The 20,796-nt window shown below is 52.8% G+C and carries 17 protein-coding genes; 8 read left to right on the top strand and 9 right to left on the bottom strand.

Annotation, left to right across the window (positions count from 1 at the left end):
• Window positions 1-64 precede the first annotated feature (64 nt).
• Window positions 65-217, top strand: a complete 153-nt coding sequence (gene sgrT, locus ABLU96_RS02710; RefSeq protein ID WP_004098552.1) for a glucose uptake inhibitor SgrT — start codon at window positions 65-67, stop codon at window positions 215-217.
• 228 nt (window positions 218-445) lie between these two features.
• A complete protein-coding gene (locus ABLU96_RS02705) occupies window positions 446-1,630 on the top strand; it encodes a sugar efflux transporter (RefSeq protein WP_009654594.1) in 1,185 nt (394 codons plus the stop codon).
• Window positions 1,631-1,677: 47 nt separating this feature from the next.
• Here ABLU96_RS02705 and ABLU96_RS02700 read toward each other — a convergent pair whose 3' ends face one another.
• Window positions 1,678-2,988: an MFS transporter gene (locus ABLU96_RS02700; protein ID WP_025106482.1), complete on the bottom strand. Its 1,311-nt coding sequence runs from the start codon at window positions 2,986-2,988 to the stop codon at window positions 1,678-1,680.
• A 230-nt stretch (window positions 2,989-3,218) separates the two neighbouring features.
• Between ABLU96_RS02700 and ABLU96_RS02695 the strand changes: the two genes are divergently transcribed.
• Window positions 3,219-4,115, top strand: a complete 897-nt coding sequence (locus ABLU96_RS02695; RefSeq protein WP_014227908.1) for a LysR family transcriptional regulator — start codon at window positions 3,219-3,221, stop codon at window positions 4,113-4,115.
• 38 nt (window positions 4,116-4,153) lie between these two features.
• Here ABLU96_RS02695 and aroD read toward each other — a convergent pair whose 3' ends face one another.
• The 8 genes from aroD to leuA all read right to left on the bottom strand — a co-directional run bounded on the left by aroD (window position 4,154) and on the right by leuA (window position 14,161).
• Window positions 4,154-4,909: a type I 3-dehydroquinate dehydratase gene (gene aroD, locus ABLU96_RS02690; protein WP_014837399.1), complete on the bottom strand. Its 756-nt coding sequence runs from the start codon at window positions 4,907-4,909 to the stop codon at window positions 4,154-4,156.
• A gap of 33 nt (window positions 4,910-4,942) precedes the next feature.
• The gene (locus tag ABLU96_RS02685; protein ID WP_064380143.1) at window positions 4,943-6,157 is read right to left on the bottom strand and encodes an MFS transporter; all 1,215 of its coding nucleotides are present in this window, start codon (window positions 6,155-6,157) and stop codon (window positions 4,943-4,945) included.
• 11 nt (window positions 6,158-6,168) lie between these two features.
• A complete protein-coding gene (locus ABLU96_RS02680; RefSeq protein ID WP_004108154.1) occupies window positions 6,169-7,032 on the bottom strand; it encodes a shikimate dehydrogenase in 864 nt (287 codons plus the stop codon).
• 10 nt (window positions 7,033-7,042) lie between these two features.
• Entirely contained in the window at window positions 7,043-9,076 is a 2,034-nt protein-coding gene (locus ABLU96_RS02675) for an FAD-dependent oxidoreductase (protein ID WP_064405767.1), read from the bottom strand.
• A 403-nt stretch (window positions 9,077-9,479) separates the two neighbouring features.
• Window positions 9,480-10,085: a 3-isopropylmalate dehydratase small subunit gene (gene leuD / locus ABLU96_RS02670; RefSeq protein WP_014227913.1), complete on the bottom strand. Its 606-nt coding sequence runs from the start codon at window positions 10,083-10,085 to the stop codon at window positions 9,480-9,482.
• A 10-nt stretch (window positions 10,086-10,095) separates the two neighbouring features.
• Window positions 10,096-11,496, bottom strand: coding sequence for a 3-isopropylmalate dehydratase large subunit (gene leuC, locus ABLU96_RS02665; RefSeq protein WP_004098563.1), 1,401 nt, complete (start codon window positions 11,494-11,496; stop codon window positions 10,096-10,098).
• Between the two features lie 2 nt (window positions 11,497-11,498).
• The gene (leuB, locus tag ABLU96_RS02660) at window positions 11,499-12,590 is read right to left on the bottom strand and encodes a 3-isopropylmalate dehydrogenase (RefSeq protein WP_025106488.1); all 1,092 of its coding nucleotides are present in this window, start codon (window positions 12,588-12,590) and stop codon (window positions 11,499-11,501) included.
• Entirely contained in the window at window positions 12,590-14,161 is a 1,572-nt protein-coding gene (leuA, locus tag ABLU96_RS02655) for a 2-isopropylmalate synthase (RefSeq protein WP_064405766.1), read from the bottom strand. Before leuA ends, leuB begins: the two co-directional genes overlap by 1 nt.
• 785 nt (window positions 14,162-14,946) lie before the next feature.
• On the opposite strand from leuA, the gene leuO reads away from it, so the two are divergent.
• The 5 genes from leuO to mraZ all read left to right on the top strand — a co-directional run bounded on the left by leuO (window position 14,947) and on the right by mraZ (window position 20,795).
• Window positions 14,947-15,915 carry a transcriptional regulator LeuO gene (gene leuO / locus ABLU96_RS02650; protein ID WP_086073947.1) on the top strand — a complete coding sequence of 323 codons (969 nt, stop codon included), beginning with the start codon at window positions 14,947-14,949 and terminating at the stop codon, window positions 15,913-15,915.
• A 391-nt stretch (window positions 15,916-16,306) separates the two neighbouring features.
• A complete protein-coding gene (gene ilvI / locus ABLU96_RS02645; protein WP_025106489.1) occupies window positions 16,307-18,031 on the top strand; it encodes an acetolactate synthase 3 large subunit in 1,725 nt (574 codons plus the stop codon).
• A gap of 2 nt (window positions 18,032-18,033) precedes the next feature.
• On the top strand, window positions 18,034-18,525 hold the full coding sequence (ilvN, locus tag ABLU96_RS02640) for an acetolactate synthase small subunit (protein WP_004098573.1): 492 nt from the start codon (window positions 18,034-18,036) through the stop codon (window positions 18,523-18,525).
• A gap of 180 nt (window positions 18,526-18,705) precedes the next feature.
• Complete coding sequence (gene cra, locus ABLU96_RS02635) at window positions 18,706-19,710, top strand: catabolite repressor/activator (RefSeq protein WP_004098577.1); 1,005 nt, start codon at window positions 18,706-18,708, stop codon at window positions 19,708-19,710.
• Between the two features lie 626 nt (window positions 19,711-20,336).
• Entirely contained in the window at window positions 20,337-20,795 is a 459-nt protein-coding gene (gene mraZ, locus ABLU96_RS02630) for a division/cell wall cluster transcriptional repressor MraZ (RefSeq protein WP_009654608.1), read from the top strand.
• Window position 20,796 lies beyond the last annotated feature (1 nt).

The following is a 20,796-nucleotide window of genomic DNA, read 5'->3' as shown; positions in this document are numbered from 1 at the left end:
CTCAGCAATTTATTACTTCCTATATTAAGTCAATAATCAACGTCGATGAAGCGAGGAGGTGAATATGATGGGGTCAACCATGAAACAGTTCTACCAACGCTACTTTTCTGCGACGCAGGATGCGTCCTGGCTGGCCCGCCTGATGGCAGGAAGACAGCAGAAAATGCTCGGCGAACTGATGCAGTGGGGAGTTACGTCGCAGACCTCTGATCATTGACTTGCAGACATCATGTGTGACTGAGTATTGGTGTTATACTCGTCGTCTTTCAAGCTGCAGGTGCGTTGGCTGCGCCCGCTCGCCCAGGCCACATAGTTATCTATGTTCCCAGGGACTTACGTTCTGGCCGCCTGCCCGCAACTCGAAATCCATAGAGTATAGAATCACCCGCCAGCAGAATACTTCTGCTGGCTTTTTTCGTTTTCTTCGCGTGCTTAAGGATATTTCATGCTGTGGTTAATGACGATGGGGCGTCGTCTAAACGGCGTTTACGCCGCTTTTATGCTTGTCGCTTTCATGATGGGGATCGCCGGCGCGCTGCAGGCGCCGACGCTCAGCTTATTCCTCAGCCGCGAAGTGGGCGCGCAGCCGTTCTGGGTAGGACTGTTCTATACGGTTAACGCCATTGCCGGCATTCTGGTCAGCCTGGCGCTGGCTAAACGCTCCGACAGCCGGGGCGATCGCCGGCGGCTGATTATGTTTTGCTGCCTGATGGCGGTGGGAAACGCGCTGCTGTTCGCTTTTAATCGCCACTATCTGACGCTGATTACCTGCGGGGTTATGCTGGCCTCGGTGGCGAATGCCGCGATGCCGCAGCTTTTTGCCCTGGCGCGGGAATATGCCGATAGCTCGGCGCGCGAAGTGGTGATGTTCAGTTCGATAATGCGTGCGCAGCTTTCGCTGGCGTGGGTTATTGGTCCACCGCTGGCTTTTATGCTGGCGCTGAATTATGGCTTCACCACCATGTTTTCGATTGCCGCCGGGATCTTTGTGATAAGCCTGGCGCTGATCGCCGTCAAACTGCCCTCGGTCGCCCGCGTTGAGCAGCCTTCGGAAGGCGCTGACGTGCTGGTGCAGGCCGGAGGATGGCACGATAAAAACGTGCGGATGCTGTTCATCGCCTCCACGCTGATGTGGACCTGCAATACCATGTATATCATTGATATGCCTCTGTGGATCAGCAGCGATCTTGGCCTGCCGGACAGCCTCGCGGGGATTTTGATGGGCACCGCTGCCGGGCTGGAGATCCCGGCGATGATCCTGGCGGGCTACTACGTTAAGCGCTGGGGCAAACGCAAGATGATGGTGACAGCGGTTGCGGCGGGCGTGCTGTTTTATATCGGTCTGATTCTGTTCCACGACCGCGTGGCGCTGCTGGTGCTACAGCTGTTTAATGCCGTATTTATCGGGATTGTTGCCGGGATTGGCATGCTGTGGTTTCAGGATCTGATGCCCGGACGGGCGGGCGCCGCGACGACGCTGTTTACCAACAGTATTTCCACCGGGGTGATTCTGGCGGGGGTGATTCAGGGCGCGCTGTCGCAAAGCTATGGTCACGCCAGCGTCTACTGGACGATTGCCGCAATTTCGCTGGTGACGCTGTTTATGACCAGCAGGGTGAAAGATATCTGAATCGCTCCCCCTGTCCCGGCAGGATGCCAGGACAGGGGCTGGACAGGTTATTTCAACACGATCCTTTTAATATCGCCGATAATAAAAACATACGCGATAACGCCAACCAGCGCGGTTAAACCGATATAAATCAGCGCGTAGAAAAAATTACCGGTCATGGATATGATAACCCCAATAATTAATGGGGTAATAATTGATGCCATATTAGCACAGAAGTTGAAGATGCCGCCGGTCAATCCGCCCATATTCTTCGGGGCAATGTCAGAAATAAGCGTCCAGCCGAGGCCAACCATACCCTGGCCAAAAAATGCAATCGACATAATAATAATGACTGCGGTGTTGCTATCGACCCAGTTAGCAATGATGATGCAGCTCGACAGTAGCAGTCCGGAAATAATTGGCAGCTTTCTGCTAATATTTACTGAGTTGGTTTTCTTTATTATTTTATCGGATACCCAACCGCCGAAAAAGATACCAATAGCCGCGGCCAGGAACGGCCAGGAGGCGAAGAAACCCACGTGAAGCCAGGGGAGGTGGCGTTCGTTAGCCAGATAAGTCGGGAACCATGTCAGGAAGAAAACCAGCGTGGTGTTACCGGCAAATTGACCAAGGCTGGCGCCGATGATTTGCCGGCAGCACAGCAGACGTTTCGCATCATGCCAGTTGAAAGGGATGTTTTCATTGACGGATGTCGTATTTTCTACGCCGATATACTCCAGCTCTTCTTTATTTGCCGTTTTTGATTCATGTGGCTCGTGATAAAATTTCCACCATACAAAAGTAAATGCAATACCCAATCCACCGGTCAGGAAAAATAGCGTTCTCCAGCCATGATGCTCCAGAATTAAAAAAAGGAGCGGAGAGAATGCGGCCAGACCAATATATTCACCGACGGTGTAAGTCGCCGTTGCCCGGGCGCGTTCATGCTGCGGAAACCATTTACTGACGACACGGCTATTAACCGGGAAACAGGGGGCTTCGCTGATGCCTAAGCCTAAACGCAGCAGCAGCAGCGATTTTAGGCCGACAGAAAAGCTTTGCAGTAAGGTAAAGGTTGACCAGAAAAAAATAGAAAGCGCGTAGGTCAGCTTATTGCCGAAGCGATCGAGAAACATCCCGCCGGGAATTTGCGCCAGAGCGTAGGTCCAGGCGAAAGCGGAAAAAACGATCCCCATCATGGCCGGGTCAATATCTATTTCGCTCGTTAACTTGGGCGCAACAACACCTAAAATAGTCCGATCGAGATAATTTATCATCGTCCCTATCGATAGTAACATTAAAATTACAATTCGCGTTTTAGTTCGCTTTTGCGTGGCCGACGGCAAAATCGGCCGTTCCTGAGCATCGATCGTCCTCATAGTGATTTCCTTTAAAGTTTAAAATATTTTTGCATGAATTTATGCAGGCAAAAATATTCTATTTGACGTTGACACTATCGATGATAAGTCACGCTTTGTTACGGCTTCTGTGACATGGCATAATAATATTTGATATGACCCCGATATTTCTCCTTTTCGGCTCATCATCGATAGCCTGTATGGTATATTAGGGGCATGAGTTTTATTCTTATATTATACGAGCAAAAATAATGAACCTAAAGCAACTTTATTATTTTAAGCGGCTGGCAGAAACCGAGCACTACACTGAAGCCGCCTCCAGTCTTTTTATCACTCAACCCTCGCTAAGCCACGCCATATCTGAACTGGAGAAAGAGCTTGGCGTGGCGCTATTTGCCAGGAAAGGGCGTAATGTCAAAATTACGCAGAATGGTAAGCGCTTTCTGCCCTACGTCGAAGATGCCCTGGCCTCATTAGAGAATGGCCGCATGACGTTGCAAAAAAATAGCGACGAGAACAAGGAGAATATTCGCATTGCGTTTATTTACACCATGGGCGAATATGTTGTTCCGCAGTTAATTAATAAATATTCCCTTTCACCATCTCGTCACAATGTGACATTTTCTTTTACTCAGGGAACGTCGTTAACGCTTCTGCAGGAACTGAAGGCCGGGAAAAGCGATCTGGCGATTTGTTCCTATATTGCGGATGAGCCTGATATCGACTTTATTCCTATTATTCAGCAGGAGCTGGTCGTGGTAACGGCAAAAGATCACCCTCTGGCCAGGCTCTATGAAAATGAAGTCGACCTGGTGGAGACTATCCACTATCCCTATATCTATTTTTCAGAAAATAGCGGGTTACGCCCCTTTATTGATAACGTGTTTATGCAGCAAAAGCTGGTGCCGGATATTGCCTGCTACGTTGATGAGGATACGGCGATGGCGGGGCTGGTCAGTATTGATTACGGTATTGCGATTATGCCGCGAATTTCCGCGCTCTCGTATTACAACGTGCATATCCTGACGATTAAAAATGCGATTCCTCCGCGTTATATCTATCTGGCAACGATGAAAGAGCGGGTACTTTCTCCCGCGATTCAGTCATTTAAAGATGTCATTATTAATGACAGCCAAAAAATCCGCTAGCAACATCGCCCGGAGGGTGACCCCCGGGCGAAGTTTTATCAGGAAAGAATATCCATCAGTTCACGCAGTTGGGTAATGGCGATTTGCCCTGGCGCAGAAGCCTGGCCGACGGTACCGAAGGTCATTGCTGAACCGAACAAACGGCCGGTTACCCGGCTCACGCCGCCGGATTTACCCATCGACATGGTGATTAACGGCCGAGTCGCGTACTTCTCTTTCATCGTCAGGGTTGCCGAGAGCAGGGTCAGGACATCCTGCGGCGACTGCGGCATAACCGCGATCTTCGGCAGGTCAGCGCCAAGATCCTGCATGCGGCGCAGGCGGTAGATGATATCTTCCTGAGCCGGCGTTTTATGGAAATCATGATTGCTCATGATAACTTTGACGCCCGCAGCGTGGGCATCGCTCACCAGCGAGCGAATTTGCGCTTCGTCGTTGAACAGCTCGATATCAATCACGTCGGTCAGACCGCTAACGGCCGCCTGGCGATTCAGCTCAAAATAGGCTTCGTCGCTGATTTCCGTTTCGCCACCCTCTTTTTTACTGCGGAAGGTGAACAGCAGCGGGATCTCTTTCAGCAGCTGGCGAATCTCGCCCAGCGCCAGTAGTACCTGCTCCGTTTCTCTGACCTGGGTGAAGTGATCGACGCGCCACTCGATAATATCGGCTCCGGCGGTAGCCAGCGCGCGCGCGTTAGTCTGCAGCTCGGCGAGCGTTTTGCCGATCAGCGGTACGCAGATTAAGGTTTCCCCTTCCTGGAAGGTGATGTTTTTTACTGTTACTGCTTGAGTCATGTTGGTATCCATTATTCTTTTTGTCATTGACCATCAGGCGGTTGCTGCAACCCGGGATGTTTTTGCAGCGGCGCGAACCTGAAGCTGACGATAACCGATGTACAGGGCGATCACAAAGCCGACGATCGCGATCAGAAGATCGAACCACATAATGCTGGCGATACCCATCTTCGACAGTTTTGCCGTGATCAGCGGGATCGTAAAGCTGGCCAGACTTCCTGCGGTATAAAAGATCCCGGTGGCTTTGCCTTTTCCGTTCGGGAAGCTCATGGCCATAATGGTCGCGCCTATCTGCAGCACGCCGCCGGCGGCGGCAAAGCCGATGATAAAGGCGAAGCCGGTCACTATCATTGGCGTAGGGAACAGGCAAACGATCAGCAGTGACATCATCGACAGGAAAGTGTAAACGATCATGGCGACGGCCGAGCTAAATACCTCTTTGACAAAGGCCGCGGTGACGAACACGCACGTCAGGGAACCGGCAGTATAGACGCTCAGGAGTTTAATGGCCGACTCGTGCGGGATGCCGGCAACGAACTCGCCGTACTGCGCTAACCACTGGCTGACCAGATAAAAAGTCGCCATACCGATATAGCCGTACAGGGTAAAGATGGCCATATCCAGCTTGCCGGCGTTCGCCTGCGGGGCTACGGCGGCGGCCGACGATTTTTCTGCGGTTTCCTTTTTCGCCCGATGGTCCGGGAAAGGCATTTTTATCAGGTAGATAGCGCTAATAATCATCAATACAGCGGCGATGATAAACGACCATCCGTACCACATATTCGCCCAAATCAGCGCACCGATAATGAACGGCAGCAGGAACTGCCCGGCAGAGACAAAGGCTTTGATCAGCACATTTGCCCGGCTGGCGGAGTTAGGGAAAGACTCCATCAACGCCGGATAGGTTCCGGAATCGAGGAAGCTGTTTGCCAGACCGGCCATAATGCCGAAGAAGTAGGCCATATAAATGTTTTTCGTCAGTAAAATACCGAGGAAAAACACCAGATAGCTGGCGATGCCGAGATAGATAAAAGGTTTACGGCCAAAACGGTCGGACAGGAATCCTGTGACGATCGTGGCGAGCTTACCGATCCCGAGCGACGAAATGACGATGGAGACGCCGGCAGCGTCGGTTCCCCACTGTTCCTGCAGATTCGCCATATTGAGGGTGATTAACAAAACCCCCATGCCGTGGATCAGGTAGTTAAGATAGAGCCCAGCCGCCGTTGGGACATATGGATTTTTCATCGCGCCCATCCTTAGAACAGGATATTTTTGACGTGTTCAACCGGCATTTCTTTGCCCGTCCAGATTTCAAAAGCGCGCGCGCCTTGCCAGAGCATCATCCCCAGACCGTTGATGGTGCGGCAGCCTTTTTTCTCGGCCACTTCCAGCAGATAAGTTTTGCGCGGGTTATAGACCACGTCAGAAACGATCAGATCCGGGCGCAGGAAGCTGTCATCAGGCAGCAGCATCTGGCCTTCAAACGGTTTCATACCCACGCCGGTGGCGTTGGTCAGAATGACGCTGCTGTCGATTTCCGCGCGCAGTTTGTCATGATCGTCCAGATCGAACAGGTGGATCTCGCAGTTGGTGTTGTTACGGATTTTGGCGACGGTCTGTTCTGCATTGGCGAAGAACTTATCTTTGCGGTTGAAGATGGAGATCGCTTTGACGCCATCGAGCGCGGCCTGAACGCAGAGCGCGGTTGCCGCGCCGCCAGCGCCCAGAACGGTCATTTTTTTGCCGATGATATCAATGCCCTCTTCTTTGAGCGCGCGCATATAGCCGGTGCCATCGGTAATGTGGCCGGTCAGTACGCCATTGTCGTTCACCACGGTATTCACCGCGCCAACCAGTTCTGCCGCCGGCGAGAGCTTGTCCAGATACTGGCAAATCTCCGTTTTGTTCGGCATGGAGACGTTACAGCCGCGCAGTTTTAACGCGCGAAAGCCCTGTACCACGTCTTTCAGCTCTTCGTTACCGACTTCGAACGCCAGGTAAACATAGTCCAGCCCCAGATGAGCAAAAGCTTCGTTATGCATGGTTGGCGACATGCTGTGACGAATCGGGGTCGCAATCAGGCCAATCAGCTCGGTGTGTCCAGTAATACGTTCTGCCATGATAAAATCCTCAATATGTTAGAAATGGAATTTTTGTCGATTCGCGGTTGCCGAGAGCCCCCATATCTTCGAGGGTGTCCAGCACGTTGCGCCCTTCGCGCACGCCATCAATGATTCGCCGGGCCATCAGGCTGTCGCCGATGTTCATTATTTTTACGTTATTGGCTCTGGCCCATTGTTCAATCTCAGTGAGACCGGCGGTGTTGGCGCGCATTCCCAGGCAGACGAAGCCGTAATCGAAAGGAATGTCAAAGGTGCCATCCGCATTTTTAACGATGAAATGCGTTGGGGTGACGGCAACCAGCTGCGTGCGCATGTGCTGTTCCACGTGATGTTCATCCAGCATGGTCAACATGGCGTTTTTGGTAATGATGTCCAGATCGCGACCCGGCGCGTCCTGCATCTCGATAAGCACGGCGCTGGCACCGCGCGCGGAGAAGTACTCGATGACGTCCAGACCCACGGCGCCTGCGCCGACGACGGCGATGCGTTTACCTGTAGCATCGGCAAACTGGTCCAGATGATGAATCATGTTGGTAATGGAGAAGACGTTCCCGCCTTCGACATCGATGTTCTCGCGCAGTCCTTCAATGGGCGGCAGCAGGGGCACTGAACCGGTGGCGTTGACGATTAAATCCGGGCGAAGAGCGGAAACGGACGCCACGGTGGCGCGTCTGCCGACCTGCAGCATCAGGTTATCGAGCGAGGCGATACGGTTTTTCATAAACTGCGGAAAATCAGCGATACGCTTTTTCTCCGGCAGCAGGGAGATCTCGCTGGCCAGTCCGCCGATGCTGTGCTTCTCTTCCAGCAGCCAGGTATGGCAGCCGACTTCAGCCGCGGTGCAGGCCGCTTCCATTCCCGCCGTACCCGCGCCGATGACCACGACGTTGGTATCGCGGATCACGCGCTGCTGCTTATACGCGTCGCCGTGGATGATATCCGGGTTGATCGAGCAGCGAAGAGGGCGGGAGCGGGCGATGCGGTGATCCGCGCAGCCAATGTTGCAGGAGATGCATTTCCGCATCAGACGTTCGTTGCCGCTTTGAACTTTTTGCACCCACTCCGGCTCGGCGATCAGGCCGCGGCCAATGGCAATCAGGTCAGCATCGCCGCTGGCGATAATATCTTCGGCGACTTTCGGGGTACGGATGTTGCCGGCAATCACCGTGGGCTTGTGGAATTTGTCGCGTACCGCGCGAGAGAGATAGCGCTTCCAGCCATCTTCCAGAGACATCTGGTCAATCTGGAAATTGAGGTTGTCGTTTTGCGCGGCGGAGACGTTGATAATATCCACTTTTTCCTGGCACAGTTCGAGGATCCGCAAGGAGTCTTCGAGCGTATTTCCACCTTTCAGAAAGTCATCGGCGCTAATACGCAGGCTGACCGGAAAACGCGGGCCTACGCAGGCCCGTACCTTATCGACGATTAAGGTTAATATTCTGGCGCGATTCTCTACGCTGCCGCCAAATTCATCGGTGCGCTTATTAAACAGCGGTGATAAAAACTGGCTAATTAAATAAGAGTGGCCGGCGTGAATTTCCACGCAGTCGAATCCAGCGCGGCGAACGCGCTCCGCCGCGTCACCAAATTTATCGACGGCATGATATATCTCATCGTGCGTCATCGGGCGGGGAATATTCCCGTTCTTTTTGGACGGCGTGCTGGAAGAAGACAGCGGCATTTCGCCGTTCAGGCGATACGCATAGGCCGACGCGCCGGCGTGGTTTAATTGAATACTGACGCAGGCGCCGTGTTTATGTAAGGTTTCGGTTAATTTGAACAGGCGCGGAATATATTGATCGTTATCGATACGCAGCTGCGTAGTGCCGTTAGAGGCGAAAGGAAAATCGATGCAAATATTCTCGATAGTGATGAGTCCTGTGCCGCCCCGCGCGCGTAGCTCATAGTAGTCAATCTGCTCCTGCGTGACTTCCCCGTTCAGGCTCGCCAGGTTAGTGCCCATTGGCGGCATGATGATGCGGTTTTTTATTGTCATTCCGTTAATGGTCAACGGGGAAAAAAGATGGGGATAGTGGCTCATATGCTCTCTCCACTGGATGCCTGATGGCCTTTTACGGCGATTCTGGCCTGTCCAAAGTTAATATTTCTCTGTGGGGAAAGATAACGAGGCGTTTAATAGAAAAATAATGCTTTTTTTTGCGCGGAGCTATAGCGTGATTCTATGGGATTAACAATTTATTTACACATTAGTGTTTTTACCTTAAATATTTCAATCGATTTTTTACTTGTACTTGTGGAATGACACAAAAAGAGTAGGGGAATGATTGAATAGATGCCCAATTGATAATGATTTATTTTTATCGCGGCGAAAATGTCGCCCCGTTATAGCGACGAATATTGATATATGTGCGCCAGATCTCATTTTTACCGGCGAAAAAAAAGCCCGGATCGCGGTCCGGGCTGAGATATACATGGCGGCTGCCTTAATTCATAAAGGCCGGCTGTTTTTTCTCATAGGCTGAGATCGCCTCTTCATGCTGCAAAGTCAGGCCGATGCTGTCCAGACCGTTCAGCATGCAGTGGCGGCGGAAAGCGTCAATTTTAAAGCTGTAAGATTTATCGCCTGCTTTAACCACTTCGGCTTCCAGATCGACTTCAAACTTAATGCCCGGCTGAGAGTGGACCAGCTTAAACAGCTCATCGACCTGCGCTTCGCTCAGGGTGACCGGCAGCAGCTGATTGTTAAAGCTGTTGCCGTAGAAGATATCGGCGAAGCTCGGCGCGATGACGACTTTAAAACCGTAATCGGTCAGCGCCCACGGCGCGTGCTCGCGCGAAGAGCCGCAGCCGAAGTTTTCCCGCGCCAGCAGGATAGAGGCGCCTTTATATTCCGGGAAGTTCAGCACGAATTCCGGGTTAGGCTGTTCGCCTTTGTCGTCCAGGAAGCGCCAGTCGTTAAACAGATGGGCGCCAAAACCGGTACGCGTGACTTTCTGCAGGAACTGCTTTGGAATGATTGCATCGGTATCGACGTTCGCGGCGTCCAGCGGAACCACCAGGCCGGTATGTTGGGTAAATTTCTCTGCCATGATGGTTTCCTTATTTCAAGCTACGGATATCGGCGAAATGACCGGTAACGGCCGCCGCGGCTGCCATGGCCGGGCTGACCAGGTGAGTGCGCCCGCCGCGGCCCTGACGGCCTTCAAAGTTACGGTTGCTGGTGGAGGCGCAGCGCTCGCCCGGGTTCAGGCGGTCGTTGTTCATCGCCAGGCACATGGAGCAGCCGGGTAAACGCCACTCAAAACCGGCTTCAATAAAGATTTTATCCAGGCCTTCGGCTTCGGCCTGCGCTTTTACCGGACCAGAGCCTGGCACGACCAGCGCCTGAACGCCCGGCGCGACTTTGCGGCCTTTAGCGATTTCGGCCGCCGCGCGTAAGTCTTCGATACGCGAGTTGGTGCAGGAGCCGATAAAGACTTTATCAATCGCCACGTCGGTTAACGGTACGCCAGATTTCAGGCCCATATAGGCCAGCGCTTTTTCCGCGCTCGCGCGCTCTACCGGGTCGGTGAATGATGCCGGGTCCGGGATGATATCGGTGACGGAGATGACCTGGCCTGGGTTGGTGCCCCAGGTGACCTGCGGGGCAATCTCTTCCGCCTGCAGGGTGACAACGCTGTCAAACGTCGCGCCATCATCGGTGGTCAGGGTTTTCCACCAGGCGACGGCTTCGTCAAAATCCTTGCCTTTCGGCGCGTGCAGGCGGCCTTTCACGTAATCAAATGTGGTCTGGTCAGGCGCGACCAGGCCTGCTTTCGCGCCCATTTCGATAGCCATATTGCACAGGGTCATGCGGCCTTCCATGCTTAAATCGCGAATGGCTTCGCCGCAAAATTCAACAACGTGCCCGGTACCGCCGGCGCTGCCGGTTTTACCGATGATCGCCAGAACGATATCTTTGGCGGTGATGCCCGGAGCCGCTTTACCTTTGACTTCGATCTTCATGGTTTTAGCGCGACCCTGCTTCAGCGTCTGCGTAGCCAGGACGTGTTCGACTTCAGAGGTGCCGATACCGAAGGCCAGCGCGCCGAATGCACCATGGGTTGCCGTGTGTGAGTCGCCGCAGACGATGGTCATACCCGGCAGGGTGACGCCCTGTTCCGGCCCCATCACGTGGACGATGCCCTGGAAAGGGTGGTTCAGATCGTACAGTTCCACGCCGAACTCTTTGCAGTTTTTAATTAACTCCTGCATCTGGATACGCGCCATTTCGCCGGACGCGTTAATGTCTTTCGTCTGCGTCGAAACGTTGTGATCCATCGTGGCGAAGGTTTTGCCCGGCTGACGTACCGGGCGTTTGTGGGCGCGCAGACCGTCAAACGCCTGCGGCGAGGTCACTTCGTGAACCAGATGACGGTCAATGTACAGCAGCGGGGTTTCGTTTTGCGCTTCATAAACCACGTGAGCATCAAACAACTTTTCGTATAACGTCTTCGCCATGATTACACCCCTTCAGCGACATAGCGGGCAATGATATCGCCCATTTCATCGGTACTGACCGCCGTCGCGCCGCGCGCTAAATCGCCGGTGCGTACGCCTTCTTCTAATGCGCGGTTGATCGCATTTTCAATCGCGGTTGCCGCGTTATCGGCATCCAGGCTATAGCGCAGCAGCAGCGCCAGGGAGAGGATCTGCGCGATGGGGTTAGCGATGTTTTTACCGGCGATATCCGGCGCGGAGCCGCCTGCGGGTTCATATAAACCAAAGCCTTGCTCGTTGAGGCTGGCGGACGGCAGCATGCCCATTGAACCGGTAATCATGGCGCATTCGTCAGACAGGATGTCGCCGAAAAGATTGGAGCACAGCAGGACGTCAAACTGGGACGGATCTTTGATCAGCTGCATGGTGGCGTTGTCGATATACATATGCGACAGCTCAACGTCAGGATACTGCTTACTGACTTCACTAACGATTTCACGCCACAAAATAGAAGACTGCAGCACGTTCGCTTTATCAATCGAGGTCACTTTGTGGCGACGCTTGCGGGCGGACTCGAACGCAATATGGGCGATACGCTCAATCTCAAAGCGATGATACACCTCGGTATCGAACGCTTTCTCATGCTGGCCGCTGCCTTCACGGCCTTTCGGCTGGCCGAAGTAAATGCCGCCGGTCAGTTCGCGGACGCATAAAATGTCGAAGCCGTTAGCGGCGATATCGGCGCGCAGCGGGCAAAACTCTTCCAGGCCCTGGTACAGCTTAGCCGGGCGCAGGTTGCTGAATAATTTGAAATGCTTACGCAGGGGCAGCAGCGCACCGCGCTCCGGCTGCTCCGCGGGCGGCAGGTGCTCCCATTTCGGTCCGCCAACGGAGCCAAACAGGATCGCGTCGGCCTGTTCGCAGCCTTCGACGGTAGTCTGCGGCAGGGGAGTGCCCTGACGATCGATGGCGACACCGCCGACGTCGTGCTGGCTGGTGGTAATGCGCATATCAAAACGGTGGCGAACGGCTTCCAGTACTTTCATCGCCTGGTTCATGACTTCCGGGCCAATACCATCACCTGGTAAAACAGCAATATGGTAATTCTTCGACATTACACGGTTTCCTTATTGTTCTCTTTATTCTGAGCTTTGCGTTGCAATTCTTTTTCGACTTCAGCGGCGCGCCAGATATTGTTCAGGACGTGAACCATGGCTTTCGCGGAAGATTCCACGATATCCGTCGCCAGACCCACGCCGTGGAAGCGGCGGCCGTTGTAGTTCGCCACGATGTCCACCTGGCCCAGCGCATCCTTACCCTGACCCTTGGCGTTGAGGTCATATTTGACCAGCTCAATCTCATAGCCGGTGATGCGGTTAATGGCCTGATAAATGGCGTCCACCGGGCCGTTACCGTTGGCGGCCTCAGCTTTTGTTTCATCACCGCATGCCAGCTTCACGGAGGCGGTTGCGATATCGCTGGAGCCGGACTGCACGCTGAAGTAATCCAGGCGGAAATGCTCCGGTTCTTCCTGCTGTTTATTAATGAAGGCTAATGCTTCCAGGTCATAGTCAAATACCTGGCCCTTTTTATCCGCCAGCTTGAGGAACGCGTCATACAGATGGTCCATGTTGTAGTCGGTGTCTTTATAGCCCATCTCTTCCATACGGTGTTTCACCGCCGCGCGGCCGGAGCGTGAGGTCAGGTTCAGCTGCACCTGGTTCAGGCCGATAGATTCCGGCGTCATGATTTCGTAGTTTTCGCGATTCTTCAGCACGCCGTCCTGGTGAATACCGGAAGAGTGGGCAAAGGCGCCGGTTCCGACGATAGCTTTGTTGGCAGGGATCGGCATATTGCAAATCTGGCTGACGTTCTGGCTGGTACGCCATATTTCCTGGTGATTAATGCGGGTGTGCACATTCATAATGTCTTTGCGCACTTTAATCGCCATGATCACTTCTTCCAGCGAGCAGTTGCCGGCGCGTTCGCCGATACCGTTCATCGCGCCTTCGACCTGGCGAGCGCCGGCGTGGACCGCTGCGAGGGCGTTACCGACCGCGATGCCTAAGTCGTCATGGGTATGGACGGAGATAATGGCTTTGTCGATGTTAGGCACGCGTTCGTACAAACCGGTGATGATGTTGGCGAATTCGAACGGCATGGTGTAGCCGACGGTATCCGGAATATTGATGGTTGTTGCGCCTGCATTAATCGCGGCTTCAACGACGCGAGCCAGATCGGCAATCGGCGTACGGCCAGCGTCTTCACAGGAAAACTCGACATCGTCAGTGTAGTTGCGTGCGCGCTTCACCATATAGATGGCACGTTCAATAACCTCATCCAGGTTACTGCGCAGCTTGGTGGCGATATGCATCGGCGAGGTGGCGATAAAAGTGTGAATACGGAACGCTTCCGCCACTTTTAATGATTCTGCTGCAACATCGATATCTTTTTCTACGCAGCGGGCCAGGGCGCAAACGCGGCTGTTTTTGATCGTGCGCGCGATGGTTTGCACGGATTCAAAGTCGCCTGGAGACGAGACTGGGAAGCCCACTTCCATGACGTCAACGCCCATCCGCTCCAGGGCCATAGCAATCTGCAGTTTCTCTTTCACACTCAGGCTGGCTTGTAACGCTTGTTCACCGTCGCGTAAGGTCGTATCGAAAATAATGACTTGCTGGCTCATGGTTTAGATCCTTGGTCTGTGTCCTGGCGCCTTGCTTACGAGCATAAAAAAACCCGCGCATTGGCGCGGGTTTTATAGTCTTGCTGGAAGATGACTTAACGATGAACGTCGCCCAACAGCCTACCGCGCAAAATGGATGCGTTTAGTAGTAGTAGGCTGAGAAAGCGAATGCTGCGAATCATTGCGTCATGCTCCAGATGAAATCGTTATGCATTTAGAGTTACTGGATATGGGGTTTGATGTCAACCCTTGGGTGAACAAAAGGTCTTTTTACCCGCGAGAAGAATTAGCTAATTGTGCTGACGATCGCGCTTTTTTGCCGATGATCCTTTTTAGGACATCAGCGCATGTTGAGATATTTTCACTATTTGATAATTTTGATTTTCGCTGAGAGCCGCAAGGATAGCGCGCCTGGCCAGAATCATATCTTAATGAAATAGCTGAATTTATTTGTTTGCTGAATGTGTCCATGTTTGTAAGGGGGAATTATCAATGATAATAAAATGTGAATGTTAAGGGCGGCTTAAACCGATATTGTAATAGTGCTTAAATTATAGTTAACCGCTGCTGTTATTGTTTATTTTTGATATTTATGGGTACACTTGGTTTTATCAAGTAAACAATATGGTTAGGGGGTTGCGAGTACGTTCAACTGCAGAATTTTCGTCGCCACTCATAACCTTAATATATTCCTAAAATTCATCTTTGCCCTTTTGTAAATGTCATATGCATGGTAAATGATATTTTCAGAATTAATTACTGCACTTTGGCAAAGGGAATTTAGCGTGACAGTGGAGTTAAATATGTTAAAAGAAAATACTGAATATAAGCCGGACTCAGAGGTGGAAAACGCAAAACCTCAGCTGAGAATGGTCGACCTGAATCTGTTAACCGTATTTGATGCGGTAATGCAGGAACAAAATATCACCCGTGCGGCACACTCCCTGGGGATGTCGCAGCCGGCGGTCAGCAATGCCGTATCAAGACTGAAGGTGATGTTTAATGATGAGCTGTTTGTTCGTTATGGGCGCGGTATCCAGCCAACGGCGCGTGCTTATCAGCTATTTGGTTCTGTACGACAGGCATTACAATTAGTGCAGAACGAGTTGCCGGGCTCGGGCTTCGAGCCGCTCAGCAGCGAGCGGGTCTTTAATTTATGCGTTTGCAGCCCGCTGGATAATGCATTGACTTCGGTTATTTTCAATAAAGTTGGCGAGATTGCGCCCAACATTCATTTGGTCTTTAAATCGGCATTGAATCAAAACACGGAACATCAATTACGTTATCAGGAAATTGAATTCGTTATTGGTTATGAAGAGTTTCGTCGCCCTGAGTTTGCCTGCGTGCCTTTATTTAAAGATGAAATGGTGCTGGTGGCGAGCCGGAAACATCCGCGTATTTCTGGCCCAATGATGGAAAATGATATTTATCAGGAGGAGCACGCGGTTGTCGCGCTCGATCGCTACGCTTCATTTAGCCAGCCGTGGTATGACACCGCGGATAAACAATCGCGTATTGCTTATCAAGGTAACGCGATGGTCAGCGTATTAAATGTGGTTTCCCAGACCAATATGGTTGCTATCGCACCGCGCTGGTTAGCCAGCGAGTTTGCCGATAAGCTGGATCTGCAAATATTACCGTTGCCGCTGAAAGTGAATAGCCGTACCTGCTATCTTTCATGGCATGAAGCGGCGGGCCGTGATAAAGGGCATCAGTGGATGGAAGAATTGCTGGTCAATATCTGCCAGCGCTAAACGGTCGCGATACAAACGGGGGCTTCGGCTCCTGCTTTGTGTGACAAAAATCACTAAACGTAGAATTTTATTCTGTTTGCGCTTGTCCGCCCCCGGCGCTGCCCGTTAAAAAATGGATGATTTGCTGTAGTTGGTTATTTTCCCCGAGCATTGACTATCATATTTTCTTATCTCCGAAGTTTTTCACCGTGTTTTAGCTGCGAACCTTTCTTTTATCCTTTTAATGCCTCTTAGGTGCCGACGGTCGCTAATTGCCTGCCCGTTAGCGAGCAGTTATGGTAACGGCATGCAGTCTATTCACCTCAGGACGAAGCTTTTGCGCTTCGTCTTGTGCGAGCGCGCGGAAATCGGATTCCGCTGTCGTTAAAAACTATAAGCCGGGAGGCAAACCATGGAGATGTTGTCAGGAGCCGAAATGGTCGTCCAGTCGCTGGTCGATCAGGGCGTCAAGCAGGTGTTCGGTTATCCCGGGGGCGCGGTCCTCGATATCTATGATGCGTTACATACCCTTGGCGGAATCGATCACGTACTGGTCCGCCATGAGCAAGCTGCCGTGCATATGGCGGATGGCCTTGCGCGCGCAACGGGCGAGGTCGGGGTAGTCCTGGTGACCTCGGGTCCGGGGGCGACTAACGCGATTACCGGCATTGCGACGGCTTATATGGATTCCATTCCGCTGGTGATTCTTTCCGGCCAGGTCGCGACGTCCTTAATTGGCTACGATGCTTTCCAGGAGTGCGACATGGTGGGGATCTCCCGACCGGTGGTAAAACACAGCTTTCTGGTTAAGCAAACCGAAGATATTCCCGGCGTGCTGAAAAAAGCGTTCTGGCTGGCGGCCAGCGGGCGTCCCGGCCCGGTCGTCGTGGATCTACCGAAAGATATTCTCAATCCGGCGAAAAAACTGCCGTACGCCTGGCCAGATACGGTCAGCATGCGCTCTTATAATCCGACGACGTCGGGTCATAAAGGGCAGATTAAACGTGCGCTGCAGACGCTGGTGGCGGCCAAAAAACCGGTGGTTTACGTCGGTGGCGGGGCGATTAATGCGCAATGTGAACCGCAGCTGTTCGCGCTGGTTGAGAAACTGAAGCTGCCGGTGGCGTCTTCGCTGATGGGGCTGGGCGCCTTCCCTGCCTCGCACCAGCAGGCGTTAGGGATGCTGGGCATGCATGGGACCTATGAAGCCAATATGACCATGCACCATTCCGACGTGATTTTCGCCGTTGGCGTGCGCTTCGACGATCGTACAACGAATAATCTGGCCAGGTACTGTCCGAACGCGACGGTGCTGCATATTGATATCGATCCCACTTCGATATCCAAGACCGTTCCTGCCGACGTGCCTATCGTTGGCGACGCCCGCCTGGTACTGGAACAGATGCTGGAACTGCTCGACCATGAAGAGACTCAGCAGCCGCTGGATGAAATCCGCGACTGGTGGCAGCAGATTGAGCAGTGGCGCGCGCGTCATTGCCTGCAGTACGACACGCAAAGCGGCAAGATTAAACCGCAGGCGGTAATTGAGACCATCTGGCGGCTGACGCACGGCGATGCGTACGTGACGTCCGATGTGGGTCAGCATCAGATGTTCGCGGCGCTTTATTATCCTTTCGACAAACCGCGGCGCTGGATCAACTCAGGTGGTCTGGGAACGATGGGATTTGGCCTTCCCGCCGCGCTGGGCGTGAAGATGGCGCTGCCGGAAGAAACGGTGATTTGCGTGACCGGCGATGGCAGCATCCAGATGAATATTCAGGAGCTCTCCACCGCGCTGCAGTACGAGCTGCCGGTACTGGTGCTGAACCTCAATAACCGCTACCTCGGGATGGTGAAGCAGTGGCAGGATATGCTTTACTCTGGCCGTCATTCACAATCCTATATGGAGTCATTGCCTGATTTTGCTCGCGTCGCGGAAGCCTACGGCCACGTGGGGATTCGTATCAGCGACCCGCAGGAGCTGGAAGCGAAGCTCGCTGAGGCGCTGGAGCAGGTGCGTAATAATCGACTGGTTTTCGTTGATGTAACGGTTGACGGCAGTGAGCATGTATACCCCATGCAGATTCGCGGCGGCGGTATGGACGAGATGTGGCTGAGCAAAACGGAGAGGACCTGATTATGCGCCGGATATTATCAGTATTACTGGAGAACGAATCGGGCGCGCTATCCCGCGTGATCGGCCTCTTTTCACAGCGCGGTTATAATATTGAAAGCCTGACGGTAGCGCCGACGGACGATCCGACGTTATCCAGAATGACGATTCAAACCGTTGGCGATGAGAAAGCGATTGAGCAGATAGAAAAGCAGCTGCACAAGCTGGTCGACGTGCTGCGCGTTAACGAGCTCGGACAAGGCGCGCACGTTGAGCGTGAAATTATGCTGGTGAAGGTCCAGGCCAGCGGCTATGGACGCGATGAGGTCAAGCGCAATACGGAAATCTTCCGTGGGCAAATTATCGACGTCACGCCGTCTATCTATACCGTTCAGCTGGCGGGAACCAGCGATAAGCTGGATGCGTTTTTGGCTTCGCTGCGCGACGTGGCGCGAATTGTTGAAGTCGCCCGCTCGGGCGTAGTCGGATTGTCGCGCGGCGACAAAATCATGCGCTGAGCCGCTGAAACCGACGTAAAAATAGCCCGACACAGCCTGTCGGGCTATTTTTTTGCGAAATCGGTGGGAACTGTGGACTAAAGCGGTTGCTGCGCTTACTTTTCTGCGCTTAGATGTTATAAAAACGAATCCATACCTGAAGAATGGTTATGTTCTGTACTTATTACCCAAGGGGCAATTGTGAAACTGGATGAAATCGCCCGGCTGGCCGGTGTCTCGCGAACGACCGCTAGCTATGTGATTAATGGGAAAGCGAAGCAGTATCGCGTTAGCGATAAAACTGTTGAAAAGGTGATGGCGGTGGTTCGTGAGCACAACTATCATCCGAATGCGGTTGCTGCAGGCTTGCGTGCAGGACGTACGCGGTCCATTGGTCTGGTTATCCCGGACCTGGAAAACACCAGCTATACGCGCATCGCTAATTACCTGGAGCGTCAGGCGCGCCAGCGCGGCTATCAGCTATTGATCGCCTGCTCCGAGGATCAGCCGGATAACGAAATGCGCTGCATTGAGCATCTGCTGCAGCGTCAGGTCGACGCGATAATCGTTTCCACCTCATTACCGCCTGAACATCCGTTCTATCAGCGCTGGGCTAACGATCCGTTCCCGATTGTCGCGCTCGACCGCGCGCTAGATCGAGAGCACTTCACCAGCGTGGTGGGCGCCGATCAGGACGATGCTGAAATGCTCGGGGCGGAATTGCGTAAGTTTCCGGCTGAAACGGTGCTGTACCTTGGCGCGCTGCCGGAGCTTTCGGTGAGCTTCCTGCGCGAGCAGGGATTCCGTACGGCATGGAAGGACGATCCGCGAGAGGTGCATTTCCTCTATGCAAACAGCTACGAGCGCGAAGCCGCGGCGCAGCTCTTTGAAAAGTGGCTGGAAACGCATCCAATGCCTCAGGCGCTGTTTACGACTTCGTTTCCGCTGCTGCAGGGCGTGATGGACGTCACGCTGCGCCGGGAAGGGAAGCTGCCTTCCGAGCTGGCTATTGCCACTTTTGGCGATAATGAGCTGCTGGATTTCCTCCAGTGTCCCGTTTTAGCCGTGGCCCAGCGCCACCGCGACGTGGCGGAGCGCGTGCTGGAGATCGTGCTCGCCAGCCTTGATGAACCGCGTAAGCCGAAACCAGGGTTAAGCCGTATCCGGCGCAATCTTTATCGTCGCGGCAGCCTGAATCGCCGCTAAGCGCGTGACCAGGATTATTCGTAGAGCATTCGCCAGACGGAGACGCGTCTGGCGATAATGCGCTGAGATGACGTAAAAATTGCAGGGTTAAGGATCTTTCAGACAAATCCTTAATCTTCCTGACATCTCTTTTAATTTTATTCTTCGTGCCATTTATTCCACGGTTTAATTAGCCCATAAAAGGATTAGCGTATTTATTTGTATTATTTTGTTACATTCAGCAGGTGAGTTGCTGAATTAACACTCATTTCCTCGCTATTATGGTAGCGATAAGCGCTGTACCCCGCAGTAAGAGTGCCTCTCCTGTGAAAACTGGTGCTGTTAACGGTCATCAGAATGGCCTAAAATGCCGCTCGCGTCGCAAACTGACACTTTATATTTTCCCTTCGAAGATATTTTGCTGCTTTAACTGTTACAAGTTTGTTGGTTGTTTTCTTACCGATATTCATAACGTTAATTTGCCTCGTTTGTTGGTTGATTTTTCCTCAGGGCGAATATCGGCTGTAAATAATGGGTTTTTGAGCTCTGTTGGCATCCGTGCTGGCTTGACAAGCTTTTCCTCCGCTCCGTAAACTCCTTCTTGTGGGAATTTGTGGGGTAAAGTGGCGAAAAGGGGTGAGGCTGGCATGTTCCGTGGGGCAACGTTAGTCAATCTCGACAGTAAAGGCCGTCTGGCCGTACCGACGCGCTACCGCGACGGGCTGATCGAGAACGCTTCCGGTCAATTGGTATGCACCATTGACATCCATCACCCGTGCCTGCTGCTTTACCCTTTGCCTGAATGGGAAATCATCGAGCAAAAATTATCGCGTTTATCGAGCATGAACCCCACCGAGCGGCGCGTACAGCGTTTGCTTCTGGGACATGCCAGCGAATGTCAGATGGATAGCGCCGGGAGGCTATTAATCGCCCCGGTGCTGCGGCAACACGCCGGGCTGACAAAAGAAGTGATGCTGGTCGGGCAGTTCAATAAGTTTGAACTGTGGGACGAAACGACCTGGTATCAACGGGTCAAGGAAGATATCGACGCTGAGCAGTCCGCTTCCGGGGAACTGTCGGAGCGCCTGCAGGATTTGTCTTTGTAAA

Origin of the sequence: Klebsiella sp. CN_Kp106 (genome assembly GCF_040064575.1) — a bacterium.
Classification (GTDB): Bacteria; Pseudomonadota; Gammaproteobacteria; order Enterobacterales; family Enterobacteriaceae; genus Klebsiella; species Klebsiella michiganensis.
This window is presented reverse-complemented; position numbering and strand designations above follow the sequence as displayed.